This window comes from Streptomyces sp. NPDC051913 (genome assembly GCF_044593635.1).
Lineage (GTDB): Bacteria > Actinomycetota > Actinomycetes > Streptomycetales > Streptomycetaceae > Streptomyces.
Genome location: NZ_JBIUCI010000005.1, coordinates 132,515 through 155,605, shown reverse-complemented (window position 1 = coordinate 155,605; position 23,091 = coordinate 132,515). Strand labels below are relative to the sequence as shown.

The window sequence follows — 23,091 nt, the reverse complement described above, 5'->3', positions numbered from 1 at the left end:
GGCTGATCCACCAAGACGCCGGAGTCGTCGTCCGTCCCCGACCCTCAACACCGATGGGCGGCGACTCCGGATCACCAAGAAGGGGCGGGACCCTGTGCGGGGGTCCCGCCCCTTCGGCCTCTCCTACGAGCGTCCCGCCGGGGCCCGGCGCCTGCGGGTCAGCAGGAGGACTCCGCTGCCGGCGAGGAGGGCGACCACGCTCCCGGCCGCGAGATAGGGGGTGGTGTCGTCGCCGCCGGTCTCGGCCAGGTCGTCGGAGGCGTCCTGCTTCCCGTCGGTCTTCTCCTCCGCGTCCGTCCCGGCCGCCTTGTCGTCGGCCGGCATGAAGCCCGCGGGCGGCCGGTCACAGCCGACGCCGTCGCCGTCGCGGTCCAGATGGGTGCCGTAATGCTCGTCGCCCTTTTCGATGTTCGCGTATCCGGCGGCGTAGGCCTCGGTGCAGTTGTCGAACGGGTGGTCGCCGTCGTGGGCCGAGGCGGCCGCCGGGAGTACGGCCAGGGCCAGCCCGGCGACGACGATGGCGCCGGGCTTACGGAGCAGCTTCACTGCGGGTCCCTCCGGGGTGGTGCGGATCTCCGGACGCGTGATCAAGAAGTGACGACCGGTCAGATATGAGGTGACGAACCTATTGAGGGACCTCACTTGTGGAGGCGGTATGAAGGACCTGTGACACGAACGTGACGTGACCGGGCGGTAGCTCTCCGCGAACCTGACGTCCGGTCAACTGTCACAGCCGACGCCGTCGTTGTCCCTGTCCAGGTGAGAGGCGTAGCCGGGATCGCCACGGTGGATGGGGGCGGAGCGGGCGGCCCGGGCTTCGCTGCAGTTGGCGTAGTAGACGCTGCCGGAGTCGGAACCGGAGCCGGAATCGGTGTCCGCCTCGGCCTGCGCCTATGCCGGCGCCGATGATGAGAGCGAGTGCGAGGGCGGGCAGTACGTACCGCTTCCGGGCCCACTTGGGTGCGGGGCCGGAAGCGGACGGTGCGGTGTACGGGTTGATGTGGCTACTGCCTGAACGGGCCCGCTACTTCGTAGGTGATCCCGCCCGAGGAACTGCCCGTCGTCCCCCGCTGGCTGGAGAAGTACAGGCGGGTTCCGTCGGGGGAGAAGGCCGGGCCGGTGATTTCCGAGGACGACTGGCCGTCGATGCGCAGGAACGGGGCGACCACGTCGTCCGGGGTGATCAGGCAGATCTCCATGTTGCCGCCGTCCTCGGCGACGTAGAGGTCGCCGGAGGAGGAGCCGGTGACGTTGTCGACGCCGGTGAGCGGGGCCGTGCCGGAGGTGACCAGGGAGTCGTCGTAGGCCAGCTCGTAGGTGCCGGAGGTCAGGTTGAGCTGCCAGACCCGGTTGTCGCCCTTGGTCGTGAACCACACCTTGTCGTCGGCGTAGTGGCACCCCTCGCCGCCGTTGAAGGACTTGGAGCCCGAGACCTGGGTGCGGGTGGTCGTGGGGGAGCCGTCGGGGTCGGGGATCGTCGTCCAGGTGTAGGAACCGGACGTGGCCGTGCCGGCCACCAGTACCTGGAGCGTGCCGGCCGACAGGTCGCCCCAAGTGGTCGGCACGAAGCGGTAGAAGCGGCCGTTCGTCTCGTCCTCGGTCAGATAGATCACCTTGCGCACCGGGTCGGCGGCCGCCGCCTCGTGCTTGAAACGGCCCAGCGCCGGCCGCTGCACCGCCGCCTTCACACCCCACGGGTCCGTCTCGTAGACGTAGCCGCGATCCACCTCCTCGCAGGACAGCCAGGTGTTCCAGGGCGTCTTTCCGCCCGCGCAGTTCTGCCGGGTGCCCGACAGGATGCGGTACGCGCCCGTGATCGCCCCGGACGACGAGAACCTCACCGCGCTCGCGCCACCGCTCGGGTTGATCTCCGAGTTGGAGACGTAGATCCAGCCGCTGCCGTCGGCGTAGCAGGCGCCGCCGTCCGGGGCGCTGTGCCAGCTGTACGACGTCCCGCTCACCGTCTGCCCCGAACGGGCGACGACCCGGCTGGTGAAGCCGCTCGGCAGCCGGATGCCGTTGCTGTCCGGCGAACCCAACGCCCCGTACGGGCCCGTGCCCGGCTGGGCGGGGGCGGCGTATGCGGCACCGTGCCACAGGGAGCCGCCGAAAGCGGCGGAGGCCCCGCCGACGACGGTCGCACGGAGGAAGGTACGACGTTCCACGCTCACTCCATAGGGGTGTCGTGACAGCCCCGCCACCGGTCGGCGTCGGGGTCGCGCGCTGTCGGACCCTAGGGCCATGGGATTGACGTGTCATGGACAAGGCGTGAATCGGGCGTACGGCTCGCATGACCAGGAGTGCCCCCGCTCGTAGGCCGGGCTGTCGTCACCGGCGCCAACAGCGGCCTCGGCCACGTCACCGCGCGGCACCGAGGCCGGGGACCGGCTCGTCAGCGAAGTGCCGGGTGCCGACGTGGAGTTCATCCGGCTCGACCTCGGCGACCTCGCCTCCGTCAGGGACTTCGCGCGCGCTTTCCCGTACGACCGGCTCGATCTGCTCGTCGACAACGCGGGCGTGATGGCCTCAACAGCGAGCGCCGTTACCGGCGTTGGGTCGCCTACGCCCGCTCCAAGACCGCCAACCTGCTCTTCACCCACGAGCCGGAGCGCAGGCCCGCCGGGCACGGGGCCGACGTCGTCGCCGCCGCGGCCCACCCGGGATACGCCGCCACCAACCTCCAGGAGGCGGGGCCACGGATGGCCGGGCGGCGGTTCGTGGAGCGGTTCATGGCGGTCGGCAACAGGTTCTTCGCCCAGTCCGCGGAAGGCGGCGCGCTTCCCACCCTGTACGCCGCCACCGCCCCCGGCGTCCCGCCCGACTCCTTCACCGGCCCCTCCCTCGCGGGCCTGCGCGGCTCACCGGTGGCGTACGAGGAGCTGAGGGGCTGATCTCTCAGGCCGCCGCCCCGCTGTCCACCACGAGGTCCGTGCCCACCACCGACGACGCGTCGTCCGACGCCAGATACAGGACCGCCGCGGCGATCTCGTCGGTGGTCGAGACACGGCCCAACGGCAGGGTGCCCTCGGCCCGTTCGGCGCGCTGCGCCTCCGTCTCGCCCGGGCGCAGCGACATCGGCGTCTCGACCGCGCCGGGGCTGACCGCGTTGATCCGGACGCCGTCGCGGATGTGGTCCAGGGCCGCGCCCCGCGTCAGCACCGACACGGCGGCCTTGGTGGCGGCGTAGGCGGCGGCACCGGGGTGGCGGGCGTGGACGCCGAAGATCGAGGCGATGTTGACGATCGCGCCGCCCGAGGGCTGGGTGCGCATCTGGTGGACCTCGGCCGCAAGGGCGAGGAAGACGCCGGTGAGGTTGATGCCGAGCTGCTCGTGCCAGTCGGCCTCCGGCAGGTCGGCGAGGGGTTGCCCACCCCGGAAGACGCCCGCGTTGTTGACGGCCACGTCGAGCGAGCCGAAGTGGTCGACGGCGGCGGCCACCAGGGCCTGTACGTCGGTGGCGTCCGCGACGTCCGCCGTGACCGCCAGGGCCTTGCCGCCCGCCTCCTCGATCAGCCGCACGGTCTCCTCCAGCGGCTCCTGGCGGCGACCGGCGACCACCACCCGAGCCCCCTCGGTGGCGAGCGCCAGAGCGATGGCCCGGCCTATGCCGGAGCCCGCGCCGGTGACGAGAGCGGTCTTGTCGGTGAAACGCGTCCTGGCGGTCATGATCTCCCCTTTTTCTTGACCGATCGGTTCAGTATGGCGGCAAATAAAAAACAGCGGACCTCAGTCCAGCAGTGTCAGCGCCTGTTCCGCCGCGTCCCGCACCCGGGCCGGGTCGGGCGAGGCCTTGCCCACGACCTTGAGGCCCTGGAGCAGCACCAGCAGCATACGGGCGAGCGCCAACGGGTCCCGGTCGGCGGGCAGTTCGCCCTGGGCCCGTGCACGGGCCAGGCCCGAGTGCAGCACCGTCTCCAGGTGGTCCCAGTTCCGTTCGACCTGACGGGCCGCGGCCGGGTCGTGCGGGGCCAGCTCGGCCGCCGTGTTGGTGATGAAACAGCCGTTCAGGCGCAGGTTCTCGGCGGTGGCCTCGTCGGCGTAGCGCCGGACGAGCGCCCGGACGGCCGGCAGGACCGGGCCGGGCCGGGACAACTCCCCGAGCAGGTCGGGGAGTCGCTCCTGATAGCGCTCCAGTGCCTTCAGATACAGCTCGTGCTTGCTGCCGAAGGTCGCGTAGAGGCTCGCGCGGCCGATGCCGAGGTGCTCGACCAGGTCGGCCATCGAGGTCGCCTCGTAGCCGCGCCGCCAGAACAGCTCCAGAGCTGCCTGCAGCGCGGCCTCGGGGTCGAACTCCTTGGTCCTGGCCATGGGAAGCAGCCTAGGACCGTCTGGAACGATCAGTCAAGAAACCGTCCGCCGTGTCTCAGGCGGCGCGGACCTCGTACGTCGTGATCCGTACCGCCTCGTCGTCCAGGCACTCCCCGGTCTCCAGGTCGAAGCGCTGCTTCAGCAGGGGCGAGGCCACGAACGGCCGTCCCTGGAGAGAGCCGGTCAGGCCGCGGGAGAGGACCGCCGCGCCGCCGAACGGGTCGCGGTTGTCGATGGCGTACAGCTTGCCCGCGCGGTCGCGGAACAGGGCCACCTGGCGGCCGTCGGGCAGCAGGGCGGCGACGCCGCGGCCCGGCAGCAGGACGTTCAGGTCGCAGACCGTGAACCAGCTGTCGTCGAGCTGGAGTTGGACCTTCAGGTCGGTGGTCTCGGGTGCCAGGGTCATCGCTGGGCGGTTCCTTCCAGGACGTCTTCAGCAGGGCGGATGCCGATGGACAGCAGCGGCAGGTCGGGCTTGATCTGGTCGCGCTCGGGGACGAAGCCGACGACCGGGTCGGGGGTGTCGGGGGCGTTCACGAAGGACACGAACCGGGCGAGCTTCTCGGGGTCGTTGATGGTGTCGGCCCACTCGTCGCGGTAGTGCGCGACGTGCGCCGTCATCAGGCTCTCCAGCTCCTCGCAGATGCCGAGCGAGTCCTCCACGACCACGTCACGGACGTGGTCCAGGCCGCCGGGGATGCGCTCCAGCCAGGTCGAGGTGCGCTCCAGGCGGTCGGCGGTGCGGATGTAGAACATCAGGAACCGGTCGATGAGCCGGATGAGTTCGGCGTCGGAGAGGTCCTGCGCGAGGAGGTCTGCGTGGCGCGGGGTGGCGCCGCCGTTGCCGCCGACGTACAGGTTCCAGCCGCCGGAGGTGGCGATGATGCCGAAGTCCTTCGACTGGGCCTCGGCGCACTCACGGGCGCAGCCGGAGACCGCCGACTTCAGCTTGTGCGGTGACCTGAGTCCCCGGTAGCGCAGCTCCAGGTCGATCGCCATGCGGACCGAGTCCTGGACGCCGTAGCGGCACCAGGTCTGGCCGACGCAGGACTTCACCGTGCGCAGCGACTTGCCGTAGGCGTGGCCCGACTCGAAGCCGGCGTCCACCAAGCGGGTCCAGATCAGGGGGAGTTGTTCGACGCGGGCGCCGAACATGTCGATCCGCTGGCCGCCGGTGATCTTCGTGTAGAGGCCGAAGTCGCGGGCGATCTCACCGATGACGATCAGGCCCTCCGGGGTGATCTCACCGCCGGGGATGCGCGGGACGACCGAGTAGGAGCCGTTCTTCTGGAGGTTGGCGAGGAAGTGGTCGTTGCTGTCCTGGAGGGCGGCCTGCTCGCTGTCCAGGACGTAGACGTCGGCGCCGATCGTCGGGGCGAGGGAGGCGATGATCGAGGCGACCGCCGGCTTGCAGACCTCGCAGCCGTCACCGCCCCTGGCCTCGTCGCGGCCGTACCGGTCGAGCAGGTCCTGGTAGGTGTTGATGCGCAGGGCGAGGACGATCTCGTACAGCTCCTCGCGGGTCTGCCCGAAGCAGCCGCACAGGCCCTTGTCGACCTCGACGCCGGACGCCTCCAGCTCGGCGTTGACCAGCTGGCCGAGGACCTTGACGCAACTGCCGCAGGTGGTACCGGCCTTGGTGCACTTCTTCACCTCGGGCACGGTGGTGCACCGGTGGTCGGTGACCGCGGCCCGGATGGTGCCCTTGCGGACGTTGTTGCAGGAACAGATGATCGCGTCGTCCGGCAGCGCGCTCGGGCCGAGCTGCACCGACTCCCCGGCACCGGCCGGCAGCACCAGCGACTCGGGGGACACCGGCGGGATCGAGCCGGTGAACGCCTTCAGCGTGCCGTACGCCTCCGCGTCGCCGACCAGGATGCCGCCGAGCAGCGTGCCGTCGCGGCCGATGACCAGCTTCTTGTACAGGCCCGCGCGGGAGTCGGAGTAGACGACGTCCAGGCAGTCCTCGGTCGCGCCGTGCGCGTCACCGAAGGAGGCGACGTCCACGCCGAGCAGCTTCAGCTTGGTGGAGAGGTCGGCGCCGGTGAAGGCCGCCTCGTCGGCGGCGATGGTCGCGGCGGCCGTCTCGGCCTGCTCGTAACCCGGGGCGACCAGGCCGTACACCCGGCCGTCTGCGGCCAGCGCGCACTCGCCGATGGCGAAGACGCTCGGGTCGTTCACCGTGCGGCACTGCTCGTCGACGGTGATGCCGCCGCGCTCGCCGACCGTGAGGCCCGAGGCGCGGGCCAACTGGTCGCGGGGGCGGACACCGGCGCTGAACACCACGAGGTCGGTGGCGAGTTCGGAGCCGTCGGAGAGCTTCATGCCGGTGACGGCACCCGCCTCGTCGACGACGATCTCCTGCGTGCCGACGCCCGTGTGGACGCTCAGGCCCATCTCCTCGATGGTCCGCAGCAGGGCCGCGCCACCGCCGTCGTCGACCTGCACCGGCATCAGCCGCGGCGCGAACTCCACGATGTGGGAGGTGAGTCCGAGACCCTTGAGCGCGCCGGCGGCCTCAAGTCCCAGCAGACCACCGCCGACCACGGCACCCGTCGTCGCCGTCTTCGCGTACTCCTCGATCGCGAGGAGGTCCTCGATCGTGCGGTAGACGAAGCAGCCGGCTGCGTCCTTGTTCGGGACCGGCGGGACGAACGGGAAGGAGCCGGTGGCCAGGACGAGGATGTCGTACTCGAAGACCTGGCCGGACTTCGCGGTGACCTTCTTCGCCTCGCGGTCGATGGTCTCAGCCGGGTCGCCGACGTACAGCTCGATGCCGTGCGCCTGGATGAACTCCAGGTCCGTCATGGACAGGTCCTCGGGCGTCTTGCCCGAGAAGTACGAGGTGAGGGCGACGCGGTCATAGGCCGGACGCGGCTCCTCGCACAGCACGACCACGCGGTGCGTGCCGGTCAGGCCGCGGTCGGCGAGCGCCTCCAGGAAACGCTGGCCGACCATGCCGTGGCCGACGAGGACGATCGTGGGGGTGGCCTCCGTGGCCTCCGGGCTGGCGGTCATCAGGAGCCTCCATCGTTGGTGAGCAGGTGGAGCAGCGGGCCGTTGTCGGGGAGCGGCTCTGCTCCCTCCCAGGCGCGGGCGAGCGCGCCGACGGTGCCGAGTTCGCCGACGAGAACCCCGCCGACCAGGCGGTCGTCGCGGACGACGACCTTGCGGTAGGTGCCGCGGGTGGCGTCCGTGAGCTGGACGACGTCGTCCCCGGGCCGCGGCTCGGTCTCGCCGAACGCGGCGAGATCGAAGGGGGAGTTCGCACCGGCCAGCGTGAGCCGGGTCAGCGAACGGGTGCCGGTGTAGCGGGCTTTCGCCCGACCGGCCAGCAACTCGGCCAGCACGTCGGCCTGTTCGAGGGCCGGAGTGGCCAGCCCGTACAGGACACCGTCGTGCTGGACGCAGTCGCCGATGGCGTGGATGTGCGGGTCGGAGGTGCGCAGTTCGTCGTCGACGACGATGCCCTTGCGGACCTCCAGCCCCGCGCTCTGCGCGAGGCCCGCCCGCGGGTGGACGCCGCAGGCCAGGACCACGAGGTCGGCGTCGAGGGCGTAGCCGTCGGCCATCTCGACCGAGCGGACCGCGCCGCCGACGACGCGGACGTCACGGACCCGGCACTCGGTGTGGATCTCCACCCCGAGGTCCTTCAGGTGCCGCTGGACCAGTTTCGAGGCGCTCGGGTCGAGCTGGCGCTCCATGACCCGCTCGCCCTGCTGGGCGAGGACGACCTGGGCGCCGCGCTGGGCGAGGGCCCGGGCCGCGGAGACCCCGAGGAGCCCGCCGCCGATCACGACCGCCTTCACACCCGGCCGTACCTGCTTGGACAGGCCCAGGCAGTCGTCCATGGTGCGGAAGGCGTGGACGCCCTCCGGCAGGACGTGGTCGGGCGTGAACAGTCCGCGCAGCGGCGGCAGCACCGGGTTCGAGCCGGTCGCGAGGACCAGCGTGTCGTATGCGATCTTCGAACCGTCCGCGCACTCGACGGTCCGCGCCTCGCGGTCGATGCCGGTGACCCGGGCGCGGGTGAGCTCCGCCGGGGCCGGCAGCGCGATCACGTCGGGGCTGTACCGTCCGGCCAGCACATCGGCGAGGAGCACCCGGTTGTACGGGCGGTGCTCCTCCTCGCCGATCAGCGTCACGGGCGTGCCGAGCTCGCCGAGCCGCCGGGCGAGACGGACGCCCGCGAGGCCGGCGCCGATCACCACCACACGCGTATTCGAGGTCATGCCTAGGAGCGTGCGGTGCGGGTGTTTCCCGACCGCATCGCATCTGTTTCCCACGAGGAACGCTGCCCTCCCCACCGCCGGGGTGCGGGTGTGAGGGTTCGGGACGGGCGCCGGGGGTGCGCTGTGAGGAGGGTGTCGTGGGCCACAGAGGAGCGGCCGGAGCCCTCTACGCGCCCCAGGTGATTGGACGGTGCACGTATCCCATCCATCAGGTAGCGCTCATGCGCGGGATACCCCTGACCACCGTGGTCGTCCTGTGCCTCGCGGCCCTGGCGCCCGGCTGGATCGACGCCGTGGTCGGTGGCGGCGGCCTGCTCCTGCTGCCCGCCCTCCTCCTCGGCACCAACAAGGCGGAGGCCGTCGTCGGCACGTCGGGCGCGGCGGTGACATACGCCAGTAAGGCGCCGGTGGACGTCCGAGGGGACCCCCATCGCCGGCGCGCTGGCCATGTTCGCCTGGCAGGGCGCGGTCGGGTCGTCCTGCTGACGGTGGTGTTCGCTCTGGTGGCGAAAATGGCGTGGGAGCAGTGGGTGGCCTGACGCTACGTTGGCCCGATGGCGACCCAGGTGATCGTGCTCAACGGCGGCTCCAGCTCCGGCAAGTCAGGCATCGCGCGGTGTCTTCAGGCGGTTCTGCCGGACCCGTGGCTGACCTTCGGTGTCGACTCGCTGATCGAGGCGATGCCGGGTGAGGGGGTCGGCATCGAGTTCGCCCCCGACGGCGGGGTGGACGTGGGCCCCGCGTTCATGGCCCTGGAAGCGGCCTGGGCCCGCGGGATCGCCACGATGGCACACTCCGGCGCCCGACTGATCATCGACGACGTCTTCCTCGGCGGCGCGGCCACACAGGACCGCTGGCGCCGTGTCCTCGACGGCCTCGACGTCCTCTGGGTCGGCGTCCACTGCGATCCGGCGGTGGCCGCGGGCCGCGAGATCGCCCGCGGTGACCGGGTACGGGGGATGGCCGAACAACAGGCGCACGTGGTCCACGAGGGCGTGACCTACGACGTGGAGGTCGACACCGCCGACACCGAGTCACTGGAGTGCGCGCGGATCATCGGGCGGAAGGTGGTGGGCGGGGTGGGGTGAGGGGGACGCTGGCTACAGGCGCGGGGCCGCCGCAGGCCCCGTCAGTGGCTGGTCGTCAGGTGGGCGAAAGCGACCACGTTTCCCTGGTAGCCCGTTGACTTCGAGTAGCCGCCTCCGCAGGTGATGACCCGGAGTTCGGGGCGGTGGGCGGCGCCGTAGACCTTCTTGTCGGGGAAGTGGCGGGCGTCGTAGACCTCCACGGAGTCGACGGTGAAGACGGCCGTCGTGCCGTCGCGGCGTTGCGTCTCGATGCGGCTGCCCTTCTTCAGGGCGCCGAGGTCGTAGAAGACGGCGGGGCCGTCGGCGTTGTCGACGTGTCCGGCGATGATCGCGGTGCCGGTCTCACCGGGCGTCGTGCCGGCCTCGTACCAGCCGGCGAGGTTCTTCTTCTCGGCCGGCGGGACGTCGAGGCTGCCCGTAGGGGTGAGCCCGAGGCCCATCAGGGGCGCGTCCACCCCGATCGACGGGATCCGGATGCGATCGGGCGGCGAGGGCGGCAGGGCGGGTGCCGAGCGCGGGTCGGCGTGACCGGCGCGGGCCTCGGACGGCGCCGGCTGCGGCGGGGCATGTGTCTCGGCGCCATTGCGCAGCAGCCACGCACCCGTGCACAGGGCGACGAGGGTGACGGCCGCTATGACGACGTTGCCGGCCCTGCCGGCCCTGATGAATCTGCGCACACGAGCCTCCTACGCGATGGACGCGGTGGACCCGCCCCCCTCCGGGCCGCGAGGGGCGTCGGACCCGGAGGGGGAGGGACATGCGGTACCGGCGGACGGACAGCGGAGGGTGTCCGTCAGATCCCGTCGCCTCTCGCCCGGCGATGCAGGAGCCAGGTACCGCCCGCGGCGGCGACGGCGAGAGCCGCCACGCCGGCCGCGGTCTGCACGGGATCGGGGCCCAGAGCGCCACCGACCCCCGTCTTCACACTTCCTCGGGGATACACCTGCTGCCGCGTCGACGTCATCGTGACCATGAGGTCACCGGTGACCCGCCGCCCGTTCTCCGCACAGGTCGCGACGATCTCGTACGTCCCCGGCTGCGCGCTCTCCGGCACCTTGAACTGCCCGATCGCGTCCTGCTCGTGCGTGCTCGGCGCGAGCGTGAACCGCCCGGCACCCACCGCACTCGCGTCGCCCTCCGCGGTGGCGCCGTCGCCGCACGCCGCCGTGTTCACCGTGACCTGCTCGCCCGGCACCACCGAGGAGGGGTACACCTCCAGGCTGCCCGAGTCCGCGGCGTACACCGGCGCGGTTGCCAGCCCGGCGGCCGCGACGGCGAGCGCGGTGCCGGTGAGCAGACGGGCGGTACGGCGCATCGGTGCTCCTTCGAGCGATTCGGTGTCCCCTGCCCTTCCGAGGTAAGTCGCAGCCGGCCGAGCGCGCTTCCTGAGCGTGCGTCAGAAATGTGCTGAATGGGTGTCAGGTCGGGCTGAAAGGTGCCCATGAGTTCAGAGTTTCGGCAGGTCACCGGCGTACGGCAGGTGTGTCGCGGAAGAGAACCCGAAGGGCGCAGAGCGCGCGTGCGACCGGGTGACCCGTCCGTCGCGGCAACCGCTTGACCTCGACCAAACTTGAGGTATCAGGCTGTGCCGCATGCCCAACCCAGACGCGCTCGTCGCAGACGCCCCGCTCCATGTCACCCTCATCGTCGGCAGCAACCGGCACGGCCGTTTCGGCCCCGTCGTCGCCGACTGGCTCCTCGACCGTCTCCGCGGCCGGGACGACCTGATCCCCGAGGTCGTCGACGTGGCCGACGTCCACCTCCCCACGAGCCTGACCCCGACCCCCGAGGCGACCGCCGCCCTCGCCGACGTCACCCCGAAGCTGGAGGGCGCCGAGGCCTTCGTCGTCCTCACCCCCGAGTACAACCACTCCTTCCCGGCGGCCCTGAAGAACCTCATCGACTGGCACTTCACCGAGTGGCAGGCCAAGCCGGTCGCCCTGGTCTCGTACGGCGGCCAGGCCGGTGGCCTGCGGGCGACCGAGCATCTGAAGCAGGTCTTCGCGGAACTGCACGCGGTGACGGTGCGCGACACGGTGTCCTTCCACCACGCGGGGGCGTCGTTCGACGACACCGGCCGTCCGAAGGACTCGTCGGGCCCGGAGGCGGCGGCGAAGGCGATGTTGGACCAGTTGGTGTGGTGGGGGAGGAGCCTGCGAGAGGCGAGGGCGAAACGTCCCTACGGGGCGTAGCCCCGCCGCCCCGGGAACTCAGGGAATTCGCCGAAGGTGACGCGGTCGTACCGGTGTCACCCGTCGGCGGTCTCGCGCCGCGCCTCGTGGTTGGCCAGCAGGTTGAGGAGTTCCGCCACGGTCAGGCCGGACTCCGCCGGGTGGCGCAGGATGGTTCCCGGCTCGATCCGGTACGTGTTCGATCTGCCCTCGCGCCGATGGGTCAGATACCCGTCGGCCTCCAGATCGGAAATGATCTTCTGGACGGCGCGCTCGGTCAGCCTGCACCGGGCCGCGATGTCGCGGATGCGGGTGGTGTGGTCCTCGGCGATCGCTGCCAGTACGCGGGCGTGACTGGTGAGAAACGTCCACCCCGAGTGTGGTTCCGGCACTTCTCCCATGCGCTCAGAATACGACCTGTGGTTCGCGTAACCAAAAGCATGAAATAAATTTCCTGTATCTCTTGACGTGTGAAGGAGTGGTGCGGAAGCTGGAACCGGAGCGAGCGGACTCGACAAGGACAGCGAAATGCACGCACCCCTCGTGGTCGACGACAGCGCGGCGCACCTGGCCATGGACGCACCGTCCCCGGACGGACGTGTACGGGTCACGGTCCGCGGCGAACTCGACATCAGCGCGGCCCCGGCGCTGGAGCAAACCCTGCGGCGGGCCCTGCGGTGTGCCGCCCGGGGCGTGGACCTGGACCTGGGCGGGACGACGTTCTGCGACTGCTCGGGTCTCAACGTCCTGCTGGCCGCCCGGCGGCGCGCGCTGGAACACGGCAGGACGCTCACCATCCGATCCGCCGGTCCCGCGGTACGGCGCCTGCTGACCGTGACCGGCACCTGGCCACTGTTCACACCGGGGGAGCACGCCCTGAACCACGACGAGCAGGAACTGCGCAACGAGGTCGTCCAGCTGCGCCGCGCCATGCAGACGCGGCCCGCCATCGACCAGGCGCGGGGCATCCTGATGGCGACGTTCGCGCTCAGCCCCGAGGACGCCTGGGACGTACTGGTCAGGATCTCCCAGAACACCAACACCAAGCTGCATGTGCTCGCCGGTGAACTGGTGGGCACGGCACGGGACGGAGGGCTCCCCGACGGCATGAGACAACAGGTGACGGAAGTGCTGGCGACCCTGCCCGCGTCCCCCGGCACCGGGGGACCCGCCCCGGACGCGCCACCCTGAGGTGAGCCGGGCGCGCCGCTTGCCGGAACGTCGGCGGTGCGGTGGCGAAGCCCCGTTCGGGCCCGCCACCGCACCGCCACCGCAGGACATCCGCCCGCGGGTCAGGCCACGTTCACCGCGCTCCAGGCCGCGGCCACCGCGTTGTACTCCGCGCTGCCCGCCCCGTACAGGTCCTTCGCCGCGTTCAGCGTCGCCGTGCGGGCGCCCGCGTACTTCGTCGAGGACGTCATGTAGACGGTCAGCGCCCGGTACCAGATGGCGCCCACCTTGTCCCGCCCGATGCCCGACACCGAACTGCCGTTGCATGTCGGCGAGTTGTAGCTGACGCCGTTGACCGTCTTCGCGCCGCTGCCCTCGGACAGCAGGTAGAAGAAGTGGTTCGCGACGCCCGACGAGTAGTGCACGTCGAGGTTCCCGACCGAGGAGCTCCAGCAGTCGGCCGAGTTGCCGTCCTTGGACGGCTTGTCCATGTAGCGCAGCGCGTCCCGTCCGAAGCCCGACCGGACGATCTTCTCGCCGATCAGGTAGTCCCCGGCGTCGGAGGAGTTGCCCGCGTAGAACTCCACCAGGGTGCCGAAGATATCGGAGGTCGCCTCGTTGAGCCCGCCGGACTCACCCGAGTACGTGAGCGCCGCCGTCTTCGACGTCACACCGTGCGACATCTCGTGCCCCGCCACGTCCAGCGACACCAGCGGGCCGAGCTGCGTCCCGTCACCGTCGCCGTAGGTCATGCAGAAGCAACTGTCGTCCCAGAAGGCGTTGTTGTAGCTGTTGCCGTAGTGGACGCGGTTGTACGAGCCCTTGCCGTCACCGGCGATGCCGTTCCTGCCGTGGACGTTCTTGTAGTAGTCCCAGGTGACGTTGGTGCCGTACTGCGCGTCCACCGCGGCCGTCGCCCGGTCCGAAGTCGTCCCCGTCCCCCAGTGGTTGTCGGCGTCGGTGAACAGCGTCGCCGGGGCGCGGCTGAAGCAGATGCCGAGGATGCACAGGTCGGTCTTGTTGGCCGCGTCGCCGGTGTACGTGTTCCCGCGCGTCGCGTCCTTGAGCTGGTACGTCGACCCCGACAGCGTCGTCTCCAGCGGAACCGTCCCGCCGTACAGCGACTTGCCGTCGCCCGTCGCCGACTCCAGCGAGTCCCAGGCGTCGATCTGGGCGCCCGAGCCCGCGTCGGTCAGCACGACGCGAGCGACCGGGTTGCCCAGCGAGTCCTGGGCCACCGCCTCGGTGCGCCAGGCCAGCCTCGGCGTGCCGTGCAGGGCGTCGACGACCAGCTGCGGCTTGGCCGTCAGCTTCTTCAGCGTCTCACCGAGGTTGGCGGCGCGCAGCGCGTTCGCGGCGAGGTCGGCGGCCTTGGGCGCGGACAGGGCCGGCTTCACGCCGGCCAGCGAGATCGCCTTCTTCGTCGCGCGGTCGGCGCCCTTGTACGACCCGTCCGACGCCAGGTGGACGACGAAGTCGCCGCCCAGCACCGGCAGGTTGCGGTAGGTGCGGTCGTAACGGACGTGCTGTGTGCCGTTCTTGTCGACGACGACGTCCCGGACCTTGGTGTCCTGCGCGGAGGTCAGACCCAGCGCGGCGGCCTGGTCGACCAGCGCCGAGGCCGCGTTGTCGATCGCGGTGGCCCGGGTCGGTCTGTCGGCCGCGTCGGCGGCGGGGACGAGAGCGGCCGCCAGCAGGGCGGTGCTGGTGACGGCGACACCGGCGGCGGCGAGCCGGGAACCCCGGGGGGAGCGGATGGAGCGGACAGGACGAATTGAGCGTATTCGGCTCATCTGTCTCCTCAGAAAGGCGCCTTGGGCGCGTGGGGGAGGCGCTCGTGCTGGAGGAGATTCAAAGGGCACAGGCCTGTCATGTCCATACCGCCGCTGTGCCGGTGTGTGTGGAGAGAGAATCGTTTCTGTGAGCCTCACCCCCCTGCCCCCGCCCTCCCTCCCGTTCTTCGTCTACGGCACCCTTCGCCCTGGTGAGCCCAACCACGACCACTTCCTGCGCGGCCGCACGACGGCCGAGGAACCGGCGCTGCTCCGGGGCGCGGCCCTGTACGACGGCCCGGGATACCCGTACGCGGTGGAGGAGCCCGGCATCGTCCGCGGCGACCTCGTCACCGCCCGCCCCGAGGAGTACGGCGCCTTGCTCGTCGCCCTCGACCGCCTGGAGGAGTACGCGCCCGGCGACCCCCGGAACCTCTACGAACGGGTCGAACGCGAGGTGGTCCGGGAGGCCGACGGAACGCCGGTGCGGGCCTGGACGTACGTCGCCGCCCCCGCAGTGGCCGAGGGGCTCCGCCGCTACGGCAGCCGCATCGCGACCGGCGACTGGCTGGCCCTGCGCTGACGCACGCTCAGGACTCGACCGTCTCCACCCGCACCGCGCACGTCTTGAACTCCGGCATCCGTGAGGTCGGGTCGAGCGCCGGGTTGGTGAGGGTGTTGGCGCGGCCCTCGCCGGGCCAGTGGAACGGCATGAAGACCGTGTCGGGGCGGATGCCGGTGGTGATCCGGGCCGGCGCCACCGCCCGGCCGCGCCGGGACACCACCGCCACCGGGTCGCCCTCGGCCGCGCCGAGCCGTGCCGCGAGCCGCGGGTGCAGCTCCACGAACGGACCGGGCGCGGCGGCGTTCAGCTCGTCGACCCTGCGGGTCTGCGCGCCTGACTGGTACTGGGCGACGACCCGGCCGGTCGTCAGCAGCACCGGGTACTCGTCGTCCGGCTCCTCCGCCGACGCCCGGTGCGAGACCGGTACGAAGCGGGCGCGGCCGTCGGCGGTGGCGAAACGGTCGAGGAAGAGGCGGGGAGTGCCGGGGTGTTCCGCCCCACCGGCCTCCGGTGTCGGGCACGGCCAGAACACCCCGTTCTCCTCCGCCAGCCGGCGATAGGTGATCCCGGAGTAGTCCGCCGCCCCGCCCGCGCTGGCCCGGCGCAGCTCCTCGAAGACCTCCTCGGGGTCGGTCGGGAAGCCCTTCTCCACGCCGAACCGGTCGGCGAGTTCGTGCATGACCTCCAGGTCGCTGCGGACCCCCTCGGGTGCGGTGACCGCCTGCCGGCGCAGCAGCACCCTGCCCTCCAGGCTGGTCGTCGTCCCCGTCTCCTCGGCCCACTGCGTGACCGGCAGGACGACGTCCGCGAGCGCGGCCGTCTCGGAGAGGACGACATCGCAGACGGCCAGGAAGTCCAGGGACTTGATGCGCTCCTCGATGTGCGCGGCGGCCGGCGCCGACACCACCGGGTTGGACCCCATCAGCAGCAGTGCCTTGATGTCCGTACCCAGCGCGTCCAGCAACTCGTAGGCACTGCGCCCCGGTCCGGGCAGCGCGTCCGGGTCCACACCCCACACCTCGGCGACATGGCGTCGCGCCGCCGGGTCGTCGAGCTTGCGGTAACCGGGCAACTGGTCGGCCTTCTGCCCGTGTTCGCGTCCGCCCTGTCCGTTGCCCTGCCCGGTGAGACAGCCGTACCCGGACAGCGGCCTGCCCGCCCGCCCGGTCGCCAGGCACAGGTTGATCCAGGCGCCCACGGTGTCGGTGCCCTTGGACTGCTGCTCGGGGCCGCGCGCGGTCAGCACCATCGCGGCTTCCGGCTCGCAGAACATCCGCACCGCCTCCCGGAGTCGGGGCACCGGCACGCCGGTGATCCGCTCCACGTACTCCGGCCAGTGCGCCATCGCCGCCGCCCGTGCCTCCTCCCAGCCGGCGGTGCGCTCGGCGACGTACGCCTCGTCGACCCGCCCCTCGGCGACGATGAGGTGCAACAGGCCGAGAGCCAGGGCGAGATCGGTGCCGGGGCGGGGCATCAGATGCAGGTCGGCCTGGTCGGCGGTCCTCGTCCGGCGCGGGTCGACGACGATCAGGGTGCCGCCGTTCTCCTTCAGCTCGGTGAAGAAGCGCAGCGACGGCGGCATGGTCTCGGCGAGGTTGGAGCCGACGAGGATCACACACCCCGTCCGCGGGATGTCCTCCAGCGGGAACGGCAGCCCGCGGTCCAGGCCGAACGCCTTGATGCCGCCGGCCGCGGCCGAGGACATGCAGAAACGTCCGTTGTAGTCGATCTGCGAGGTGCCGAGGACGACCCGGGCGAACTTGCCCAGCGTGTACGCCTTCTCGTTCGTCAGGCCGCCCCCGCCGAACACCCCGCACGCGTCCGGACCATGTTCCGTCCGCGTACGCAGCAGTTCCCCGGCGATCCGGTCCAGCGCCTCGTCCCACGTCGCGGGCACCAGCGTGCCCCCGGAGCGCACCAACGGGGAGGTCAGGCGGACGCTCGACGAGAGCACCGCGGGCGCTGTCCGGCCCTTGCCGCACAGCGCCCCCCGGTTCACCGGGAAGTCCGCGCGCTCGGTGACCTCCACGCCCCCGTCCGGGACGGGCGTGAGATTCATCCCGCACTGCAGGGCGCAGTAGGGGCAGTGGGTGGGCGTCGCGGAGTTCTGCATGCCTTTCAGCGTGCTTCCGCCGTGTTACGTGCGCGGCGGCCCCCTGTTACACGGCCGGGACGGCGACCTCCCCGCCGCCTCCCGGCCCCGGTGAGGCCACCTGCCCCGACCCTGGTCAGGCGCACACGGGGCCACCCATGAGTCGCCACCGGACGGGGCCGAAGTTGCCCTTGTTGTGAAAGACGCCACATGTGGCGTGTTCCGTTCCGTGGTTGGCCGGTCACACCTTGTTGAGAGTTGAAAAACCGCGACTACAGTCGAGCCCGGATCCAGCTTGGCGCCAGGCAAATCCCTCACGCGAAGAAGCCAGCCAGGAGGTTCCCCCAGCATGCCTCTGCGCCATCTGAGCCCACGCGACCAGCATCTCTTCTTCGAGTACGGCGTCGGCCCGGCCGTCCCCGTCCCGGACCCGCTCCTCCACAGAGCCGTCGAACGCCAGGCCGCGGCCACTCCCCACGCCGTCGCCGCGGAACACCTCGGCGTACGGCTCACCTACGGCGCACTCGACCGCCACGCCGACGCCGTCGCCACCCGCCTGATCCGCGAGGGCGTGCGCCCCGGCGACCACGTCGGCCTCTTCGTCCGCCGTTCCCTGCCGATGGTCGTCGGCCTCCTCGGCATCCTGAAGGCGGGCGCCGCCTATGTCCCGCAGGACGTCGCCCTCGCCCCCGCGACCCAGCTCGCCCATGTGATCCGCGCCGCCCGCACCCGGGTCGTGATCACCGTCGCCGAGCACGCCCACCGCGTCCCACTGCCCGCCGGTCACCGGCTGATCGCCCTCGACGAGCCACTGCCGTACATCCCGAGGCCCCGCGCCCCGGAGCCCCGCCGGGAAGTCCCCGTCACCCCCGACGACGGCTGCTACGTCCTGTTCACCTCCGGCACCACCGGCCGCCCCAACGGCGTGAAGGTCACCCACCGCAACGTCGCCAACATCCTGCTCACCGCCCCCGGCGACCTCGGCATCCGCCCCGGCGACCGGGTCGCCCAGTTGCTCAACATCGCCTTCGACATGGCCGCGTGGGAGATCCTCGGCTGCCTCGCCCACGGCGGCACCCTGATCATCCGCGGCAGGGACATCGCGGCCGCGGCCCGCACCGCCGACGTCGTCATCGCCACCCCGACCGTCCTGTCCGGCCTCGACCCGGCCGCCTGCCCCCGCGTCCGCACGGTCGCCGTGGCCGGGGAGCCCTGCCCGCGCCCGCTCGCCGACCGCTGGGCGAGCCGGGCCACCTTCTTCAACTGCTGCGGCCCGACCGAGACGACCATCGTGAACACGATGAGCCGACACGCCCCGGCCGCCCCGCTCCTCACCATCGGCCGCCCCACCCCCAACAACACGGTCTACGTCCTCGACGCCGACCGCCGTCCCCTCCCGGTCGGCGAGGTCGGCGAGATGTGGGCGGGCGGCGACTGCGTCTCGGCGGGCTATCTGGGCAACGCCGCCCTGAACGCCGAGCGTTACGCCCCCGACCCCTTCCTGGGCGGCGACCGCAGGATGTTCCGCACCCGCGACCTGGGCCGCTGGACCCCCGGCGGTGAGCTGGAACACCTCGGCCGCACCGACGACCAGGTCAAGGTGCGCGGCTTCCGTGTCGAACTCGACTCCGTCTCCTCGGTGCTGGAGTCGGTCGACGGCTGCGTCCGTGCGGTGACCCTGAAACGGGACGCCCGCACCCTGGTCGCCTTCGTCACCCCGGCGGACGTCGACCCCGACCGGGCCCGGCGCGCGGTGGCGGACGCGCTGCCGTACTACTGCGTCCCCGAGAGCGTCCTGCCGCTCACCCGGTTACCGGAGACCGACCGCGGCAAGATCGACAAACCGGCGCTGCTGAGGCTGGCGCAGGAACGGATCACGGCGGTGTCCCGATGACGACGTCCCTGGAACGGCAGTCGGTGGACCTGCCCCCGCTCACCTCCCGCCTGCGCCGCCTGCTCAAGCACCCGCGCCTGATGCACTACAACCGCCTGTGGGCGCTGGTGCTCCTGGCCAACAGCGTTTGGCTGTGGGTGAGTTGGGCCCCACCCACCCGCACGATGGGTCACGCGGCCCTCGCGAACCTCGCCCTGGCCGTCCTCGTCCGTCAGCAGTACGTCGTCAACCTCCTCTTCAGGCTGGCCACTTGGGCACCGACGAGCTGGCCGCTGAAGATCCGCTGGACGCTGGGCAAGGTCTACCACTTCGGCGGCCTGCACGTGGGCGGTGCGCTGGCGGGCACGGCCTGGTTCCTGGCGGCGACGATCAGCACGCACAACACGCTTCAGGCAACAGTCGGCTGGGCCCTCCTGGCCCTGCTCGCCTTCATCATCGCGACCGCCCTGCCCCCCTTCCGCTCCCGCCGGCACGACCACTTCGAGAAGATCCACCGCTTCGGCGGCTGGACGGCCCTGGCCCTGTTCTGGACGCACACCCTCCTCGGATCCCCGGGCCCGGTACCGGTCACGGTCCTCGCGATCGTCACCTTCAGCGTCGCCCTGCCCTGGCTCAGGCTGCGCAAGGTCGCCGTACGCCTGGAACGCCCCTCCCCACACGTCGTGCTGGCCCGCTTCGACCACGGCGAGACCCCCTTCGCGGGCTCCTCCACGGCGATCAGCCGCAACCCGCTCAAGGAGTGGCACTCCTTCGCCAACGTTCCGGCGCCCGGGGAGCCCGGTTTCCGTCTGACGATCTCCCGGGCGGGCGACTGGACGGGCGCCTTCATCGACGACCTGCCGGAACGGGTCTGGGTCAAGGGCATCACCACCGCCGGCGTCGCCAACATCGAGACCCTGTTCACCAAGGTCGTCTACGTCGCGACCGGCAGCGGCATCGGCCCCTGCCTGCCCCACCTGCTGGCCGCCGAGGTTCCCTCCCGCCTGGTCTGGGCTACCCGTGACCCCCGCACCACCTACGGCGACGCCCTCGTCGACGAGATCCTCTCCGTCCAGCCGCACGCCCTGATCTGGGACACCTCCCGGCACGGCAAGCCCGACATGGTCCGCCTCGCCCACGAGGCCTACCGCGACTTCGGGGCCGAGGCGGTGATCTGCATCTCCAACAAGAAGCTGACCTGGCAGGTCGTGCACGGCCTGGAGCGGCGGGGGATCCCGGCGTACGGCGCGATCTGGGACTCGTAGAAGGGGATGCGCATGAACAACCTGAAGCTGGAACGCGACGGCGCGATCGTCACCGTACGCCTGCACCGCCCACACGTCCGCAACGCGCTGAGCGGTGAACTCCTGGCCGAACTCCTCTCCGTTCTCCGCCCGTTGGACGCGGACCCCGGGGTCGGCTGCGTCGTCGTCACCGGCGGCGACCGCTGCTTCGCGGCCGGCGCCGACATCAGGGAGATGGCCCGGATGACGGCCGTCGACATGGCGGCGGAGGACTACTTCGCGGCCTGGGAGGACTTCGCCGACCTGCGCACCCCGAAGATCGCCGCGGTCAACGGCCCCGCCCTGGGCGGCGGTTGCGAGCTGGCGATGATGTGCGACCTGGTGATCGCGGGGGAGTCCGCCGTCTTCGGCCAGCCGGAGATCAAGCTGGGCGTGATCCCCGGCATCGGCGGCACCCAGCGCCTCACCCGGCTGATCGGCCGCGCCAAGGCGATGGACCTGGTCCTCACCGGCCGCGCGATGGACGCGAGGGAGGCGGAGAGCGCGGGGCTCGTGTCCCGGGTGGTTCCCGACGACCGGACGCTCCCCGAGGCCCTGACGGCGGCGGAGACGATCGCCTCCTACGGCCGTACGGCGGTCAGGGCCGCCCGCGAATGCGTCGACCGTTCCCTGGAGACGGGCCTGCGCGACGGCATCCGCTTCGAACGCCGGGTCTTCCACGCCCTGTTCGCGACGCACGACCAGAAGGAGGGCATGACGGCGTTCCTGGAGAAGCGCCCGCCTCGCTTCACCGGCCGCTAGCGAGCGCCTTGCTCACCCCCGGTTCCCTCGGCCCGAGGAACCGGGGATCGGGCTCGAAGACCGCGTCCAGGGCGGCCTTGCCGGCGGCGAAGATCTCGCGGGTGCCCCCGTAGTACCAGGTGACGTCGTGCTTGGCGTCCACGCCGACGCCGTACGACGTCACGCCCGCCGCCTGGCACAGCGCGACCGCCCGCCGGATGTGGAAGCCCTGGCTGATCAGCACGGCCCGGTCCACGCCGAAGATCTTCTTGGCCCGGACGCAGGAGTCCCAGGTGTCGAACCCGGCGTAGTCACTGACGATGCGGGAGTCGGGAACCCCGTGCCTGGTCAGATAGGTCCGCATGGCGTCCGGCTCGTCGTAGTCCTTCCGGCTGTTGTCGCCGGTGACCAGGACGACCTTGATCTTCTGTTCCCGGTACAGCTTCGCCGCCGCGTCCAGCCGGTGCGCGAGATACGGCGACGGCTCCCCGTCCCACAGCCCGGCCCCGAAGACGACGGCGACCTCGGTGCGCGGCACGTCCGCGGTCGTCCGCAGCCGGTCGCCCGTGACGACGTACATCCAGGTCGCCGGAAGCAGCGCCAGCACGCACCCGGCCATCACGGCCTGCACCAGCCGCCGCTGCCCGGTACGGGTGCGCGGCAGACGGGGTCTGCGCAGTCTCACGGGGTCCCTCCCAGGTCGTCCTTCGACAGTCAGGGACGTGCCGTAAGCCGCCGCGGTTCGCCGCCGCCGACGTGACCAGCCTCACGCACACGCAGGAAAACGCAGGTCAGCCCACCTCACACCGGCCTACCGGGGCGCGGTGAACCCACGGAAAATCCCCGTTATCTTCATGCAACGGGACGGCAACCTCCCCCCGCCACCATCGGTTCATGACAGCGTCGAACTCTCTACCCGACGAGTCCAAGACGGTCCACTTCGACAGTACGGCGCACCTCATGAACCGGATCAGCAGCCAGCTCGCCAGCCAGCTCAGCCTCGTCTCGCTCGACGGCCGACGACGCTCCGAACCGCCCGCGCTCGTCGTCGTGGCCCACGGCAGCCGCGACCCGCGTGCCCTGAGCACCGTGAGCAGCCTCCTCGACAAGGTCCGCGAACAGCGCCCCGGCCTCGCGGTCCACCTGGGCCACATCGAGCTCAACGCCCCACTGCTGACCGACACCCTCAAGACCCTCGGCAACCGCGAGGCGATCCTCGTCCCGCTCCTGCTCAGCCGTGGCTACCACGTGAAGCGGGACATCCCCGAGATGGCCGCCGAGACAGAGGTACGCGCACGCGTGGCGCCGGCGTTGGGCCCGCACCCCTTGCTGGTGGAGGCCCTGCACGCTCGCTTGGTGGAGGCGGGCTGGGAGGAGTCGCCGCGCGCGGGCAGCGCGGTGGTCCTGGCGGCGGCGGGCTCCCGCGACCCCGAGTCGAAGGTCGACATGGCCCGTATGGCGTCGTTGCTGTCGACCCGCCTGGAGGTCCCGGTGGTCCCGGCCTACGCAACGACGGCGGCCCCCACGGTCCCCGCGGCCATAGAGGCTTTGACCGCCCGAGGCTTCGCCCGAGTAGCAGTCGCCTCGTACTTCACGGCTCCCGGCCGCTTCGCAACGGAGTGCGCGGAGGCAGCACCGTGGATGGCGTCGGCCCCACTGGGCACGCACCCCTCGATGGCCGACCTGATCCTTCACAGGTACGACCAGATGATCGGCCTCAGGGGCACGGGGAACTGCGCGACCAGCCCCACACAACCCGCACTCGCCGTCTGACAGAACAACGCGGACGAACCGGC

At 71.3% G+C, this 23,091-nt stretch carries 22 protein-coding genes and 2 pseudogenes; 10 read left to right on the top strand and 14 right to left on the bottom strand.

The annotated features are described in order from the left end of the window. Window positions 1-123 precede the first annotated feature (123 nt). From ACIHIX_RS16730 to ACIHIX_RS16720, 3 genes are all read right to left on the bottom strand, one after another. A complete protein-coding gene (locus ACIHIX_RS16730) occupies window positions 124-546 on the bottom strand; it encodes an LAETG motif-containing sortase-dependent surface protein (RefSeq protein WP_399955963.1) in 423 nt (140 codons plus the stop codon). A 174-nt stretch (window positions 547-720) separates the two neighbouring features. Next, window positions 721-792, bottom strand: a complete 72-nt coding sequence (locus ACIHIX_RS16725) for an excalibur calcium-binding domain-containing protein (RefSeq protein ID WP_399957278.1) — start codon at window positions 790-792, stop codon at window positions 721-723. Between the two features lie 212 nt (window positions 793-1,004). Continuing rightward, window positions 1,005-2,165: an alkaline phosphatase PhoX gene (locus ACIHIX_RS16720; protein WP_399955960.1), complete on the bottom strand. Its 1,161-nt coding sequence runs from the start codon at window positions 2,163-2,165 to the stop codon at window positions 1,005-1,007. Window positions 2,166-2,300: 135 nt separating this feature from the next. Between ACIHIX_RS16720 and ACIHIX_RS16715 the strand changes: the two are divergent. Beyond that, window positions 2,301-2,864, top strand: a pseudogene (locus tag ACIHIX_RS16715) (short-chain dehydrogenase); the annotation flags it as partial. Between the two features lie 31 nt (window positions 2,865-2,895). Here the strand turns inward: ACIHIX_RS16715 and ACIHIX_RS16710 are convergent. From ACIHIX_RS16710 to ACIHIX_RS16690, 5 genes are read right to left on the bottom strand one after another with little or no spacing between them, the layout of a single operon-like run. Beyond that, entirely contained in the window at window positions 2,896-3,666 is a 771-nt protein-coding gene (locus tag ACIHIX_RS16710; protein WP_399955957.1) for an SDR family NAD(P)-dependent oxidoreductase, read from the bottom strand. A 60-nt stretch (window positions 3,667-3,726) separates the two neighbouring features. Continuing rightward, a complete protein-coding gene (locus ACIHIX_RS16705; protein WP_399955954.1) occupies window positions 3,727-4,308 on the bottom strand; it encodes a TetR/AcrR family transcriptional regulator in 582 nt (193 codons plus the stop codon). A 55-nt stretch (window positions 4,309-4,363) separates the two neighbouring features. Continuing rightward, window positions 4,364-4,714 (bottom strand): nitrite reductase small subunit NirD, encoded by a 351-nt coding sequence (nirD, locus tag ACIHIX_RS16700; RefSeq protein WP_399955951.1) that lies wholly within the window; start codon window positions 4,712-4,714, stop codon window positions 4,364-4,366. Beyond that, window positions 4,711-7,326, bottom strand: a complete 2,616-nt coding sequence (gene nirB / locus ACIHIX_RS16695) for a nitrite reductase large subunit NirB (protein ID WP_399955948.1) — start codon at window positions 7,324-7,326, stop codon at window positions 4,711-4,713. The genes nirD and nirB overlap by 4 nt, the downstream gene beginning before the upstream one ends. Next, window positions 7,326-8,540 (bottom strand): NAD(P)/FAD-dependent oxidoreductase, encoded by a 1,215-nt coding sequence (locus tag ACIHIX_RS16690; RefSeq protein WP_399955945.1) that lies wholly within the window; start codon window positions 8,538-8,540, stop codon window positions 7,326-7,328. Before ACIHIX_RS16690 ends, nirB begins: the two co-directional genes overlap by 1 nt. 221 nt (window positions 8,541-8,761) lie before the next feature. Between ACIHIX_RS16690 and ACIHIX_RS16685 the strand changes: the two are divergent. Both ACIHIX_RS16685 and cpt read left to right on the top strand, forming a co-directional pair. Further along, window positions 8,762-8,959, top strand: a pseudogene (locus ACIHIX_RS16685) (sulfite exporter TauE/SafE family protein); the annotation flags it as partial. Window positions 8,960-9,094: 135 nt separating this feature from the next. Further along, window positions 9,095-9,628 (top strand): chloramphenicol phosphotransferase CPT, encoded by a 534-nt coding sequence (gene cpt / locus ACIHIX_RS16680; protein WP_399955942.1) that lies wholly within the window; start codon window positions 9,095-9,097, stop codon window positions 9,626-9,628. Window positions 9,629-9,669: 41 nt separating this feature from the next. Here cpt and ACIHIX_RS16675 read toward each other — a convergent pair whose 3' ends face one another. Then, window positions 9,670-10,305 carry a class F sortase gene (locus ACIHIX_RS16675; protein WP_399955939.1) on the bottom strand — a complete coding sequence of 212 codons (636 nt, stop codon included), beginning with the start codon at window positions 10,303-10,305 and terminating at the stop codon, window positions 9,670-9,672. Between the two features lie 116 nt (window positions 10,306-10,421). Then, complete coding sequence (locus tag ACIHIX_RS16670) at window positions 10,422-10,943, bottom strand: hypothetical protein (RefSeq protein WP_399955936.1); 522 nt, start codon at window positions 10,941-10,943, stop codon at window positions 10,422-10,424. A gap of 277 nt (window positions 10,944-11,220) precedes the next feature. Here ACIHIX_RS16670 and ACIHIX_RS16665 point away from each other — a divergent pair, with 277 nt between their 5' ends. Next, window positions 11,221-11,820 carry an NADPH-dependent FMN reductase gene (locus tag ACIHIX_RS16665; RefSeq protein ID WP_399955933.1) on the top strand — a complete coding sequence of 200 codons (600 nt, stop codon included), beginning with the start codon at window positions 11,221-11,223 and terminating at the stop codon, window positions 11,818-11,820. A 56-nt stretch (window positions 11,821-11,876) separates the two neighbouring features. On the opposite strand, the gene ACIHIX_RS16660 is transcribed toward ACIHIX_RS16665, so the two are convergent. After that, the gene (locus ACIHIX_RS16660; protein ID WP_399955930.1) at window positions 11,877-12,200 is read right to left on the bottom strand and encodes a MarR family transcriptional regulator; all 324 of its coding nucleotides are present in this window, start codon (window positions 12,198-12,200) and stop codon (window positions 11,877-11,879) included. Window positions 12,201-12,327: 127 nt separating this feature from the next. Between ACIHIX_RS16660 and ACIHIX_RS16655 the strand changes: the two genes are divergently transcribed. Then, the gene (locus tag ACIHIX_RS16655; RefSeq protein WP_399955928.1) at window positions 12,328-12,990 is read left to right on the top strand and encodes an STAS domain-containing protein; all 663 of its coding nucleotides are present in this window, start codon (window positions 12,328-12,330) and stop codon (window positions 12,988-12,990) included. A 101-nt stretch (window positions 12,991-13,091) separates the two neighbouring features. Here ACIHIX_RS16655 and ACIHIX_RS16650 read toward each other — a convergent pair whose 3' ends face one another. After that, the gene (locus tag ACIHIX_RS16650) at window positions 13,092-14,762 is read right to left on the bottom strand and encodes a M4 family metallopeptidase (protein ID WP_399955926.1); all 1,671 of its coding nucleotides are present in this window, start codon (window positions 14,760-14,762) and stop codon (window positions 13,092-13,094) included. Window positions 14,763-14,904: 142 nt separating this feature from the next. Here ACIHIX_RS16650 and ACIHIX_RS16645 point away from each other — a divergent pair, with 142 nt between their 5' ends. Further along, the gene (locus ACIHIX_RS16645) at window positions 14,905-15,324 is read left to right on the top strand and encodes a gamma-glutamylcyclotransferase family protein (protein ID WP_399957275.1); all 420 of its coding nucleotides are present in this window, start codon (window positions 14,905-14,907) and stop codon (window positions 15,322-15,324) included. Between the two features lie 7 nt (window positions 15,325-15,331). Here ACIHIX_RS16645 and ACIHIX_RS16640 read toward each other — a convergent pair whose 3' ends face one another. Then, window positions 15,332-17,419, bottom strand: a complete 2,088-nt coding sequence (locus ACIHIX_RS16640; protein ID WP_399955923.1) for a molybdopterin oxidoreductase family protein — start codon at window positions 17,417-17,419, stop codon at window positions 15,332-15,334. Window positions 17,420-17,747: 328 nt separating this feature from the next. Between ACIHIX_RS16640 and ACIHIX_RS16635 the strand changes: the two genes are divergently transcribed. The 3 genes from ACIHIX_RS16635 to ACIHIX_RS16625 are packed head-to-tail and all read left to right on the top strand — an operon-like array spanning window position 17,748 to window position 21,316. Continuing rightward, entirely contained in the window at window positions 17,748-19,292 is a 1,545-nt protein-coding gene (locus ACIHIX_RS16635) for an amino acid adenylation domain-containing protein (protein ID WP_399955920.1), read from the top strand. Beyond that, entirely contained in the window at window positions 19,289-20,536 is a 1,248-nt protein-coding gene (locus ACIHIX_RS16630; protein ID WP_399955916.1) for a hypothetical protein, read from the top strand. Before ACIHIX_RS16635 ends, ACIHIX_RS16630 begins: the two co-directional genes overlap by 4 nt. Before the next feature lie 12 nt (window positions 20,537-20,548). Further along, window positions 20,549-21,316: an enoyl-CoA hydratase-related protein gene (locus tag ACIHIX_RS16625; RefSeq protein WP_399955913.1), complete on the top strand. Its 768-nt coding sequence runs from the start codon at window positions 20,549-20,551 to the stop codon at window positions 21,314-21,316. Here ACIHIX_RS16625 and ACIHIX_RS16620 read toward each other — a convergent pair. After that, window positions 21,303-21,980 (bottom strand): vancomycin high temperature exclusion protein, encoded by a 678-nt coding sequence (locus ACIHIX_RS16620; RefSeq protein WP_399955910.1) that lies wholly within the window; start codon window positions 21,978-21,980, stop codon window positions 21,303-21,305. The two genes, ACIHIX_RS16625 and ACIHIX_RS16620, sit on opposite strands and share 14 nt — an antisense overlap. Window positions 21,981-22,189: 209 nt before the next feature. On the opposite strand from ACIHIX_RS16620, the gene ACIHIX_RS16615 reads away from it, so the two are divergent. Next, on the top strand, window positions 22,190-23,068 hold the full coding sequence (locus ACIHIX_RS16615) for a sirohydrochlorin chelatase (RefSeq protein ID WP_399955907.1): 879 nt from the start codon (window positions 22,190-22,192) through the stop codon (window positions 23,066-23,068). The last annotated feature ends 23 nt before the right edge of the window (window positions 23,069-23,091 follow it).

Coding starts and splice junctions, on each gene's coding strand:
- ACIHIX_RS16630 (WP_399955916.1), top strand. CDS start 19,289: ATGACGACGTCCCTGGAACGGCAGTCGGTGGACCTGCCCCCGCTCACC.
- ACIHIX_RS16710 (WP_399955957.1), bottom strand. CDS start 3,666: ATGACCGCCAGGACGCGTTTCACCGACAAGACCGCTCTCGTCACCGGC.
- ACIHIX_RS16660 (WP_399955930.1), bottom strand. CDS start 12,200: ATGGGAGAAGTGCCGGAACCACACTCGGGGTGGACGTTTCTCACCAGT.
- ACIHIX_RS16665 (WP_399955933.1), top strand. CDS start 11,221: ATGCCCAACCCAGACGCGCTCGTCGCAGACGCCCCGCTCCATGTCACC.
- ACIHIX_RS16705 (WP_399955954.1), bottom strand. CDS start 4,308: ATGGCCAGGACCAAGGAGTTCGACCCCGAGGCCGCGCTGCAGGCAGCT.
- nirB (WP_399955948.1), bottom strand. CDS start 7,326: ATGACCGCCAGCCCGGAGGCCACGGAGGCCACCCCCACGATCGTCCTC.
- ACIHIX_RS16655 (WP_399955928.1), top strand. CDS start 12,328: ATGCACGCACCCCTCGTGGTCGACGACAGCGCGGCGCACCTGGCCATG.
- ACIHIX_RS16625 (WP_399955913.1), top strand. CDS start 20,549: ATGAACAACCTGAAGCTGGAACGCGACGGCGCGATCGTCACCGTACGC.
- ACIHIX_RS16690 (WP_399955945.1), bottom strand. CDS start 8,540: ATGACCTCGAATACGCGTGTGGTGGTGATCGGCGCCGGCCTCGCGGGC.
- ACIHIX_RS16635 (WP_399955920.1), top strand. CDS start 17,748: ATGCCTCTGCGCCATCTGAGCCCACGCGACCAGCATCTCTTCTTCGAG.
- ACIHIX_RS16640 (WP_399955923.1), bottom strand. CDS start 17,419: ATGCAGAACTCCGCGACGCCCACCCACTGCCCCTACTGCGCCCTGCAG.
- ACIHIX_RS16650 (WP_399955926.1), bottom strand. CDS start 14,762: ATGAGCCGAATACGCTCAATTCGTCCTGTCCGCTCCATCCGCTCCCCC.
- nirD (WP_399955951.1), bottom strand. CDS start 4,714: ATGACCCTGGCACCCGAGACCACCGACCTGAAGGTCCAACTCCAGCTC.
- cpt (WP_399955942.1), top strand. CDS start 9,095: ATGGCGACCCAGGTGATCGTGCTCAACGGCGGCTCCAGCTCCGGCAAG.
- ACIHIX_RS16670 (WP_399955936.1), bottom strand. CDS start 10,943: ATGCGCCGTACCGCCCGTCTGCTCACCGGCACCGCGCTCGCCGTCGCG.
- ACIHIX_RS16615 (WP_399955907.1), top strand. CDS start 22,190: ATGACAGCGTCGAACTCTCTACCCGACGAGTCCAAGACGGTCCACTTC.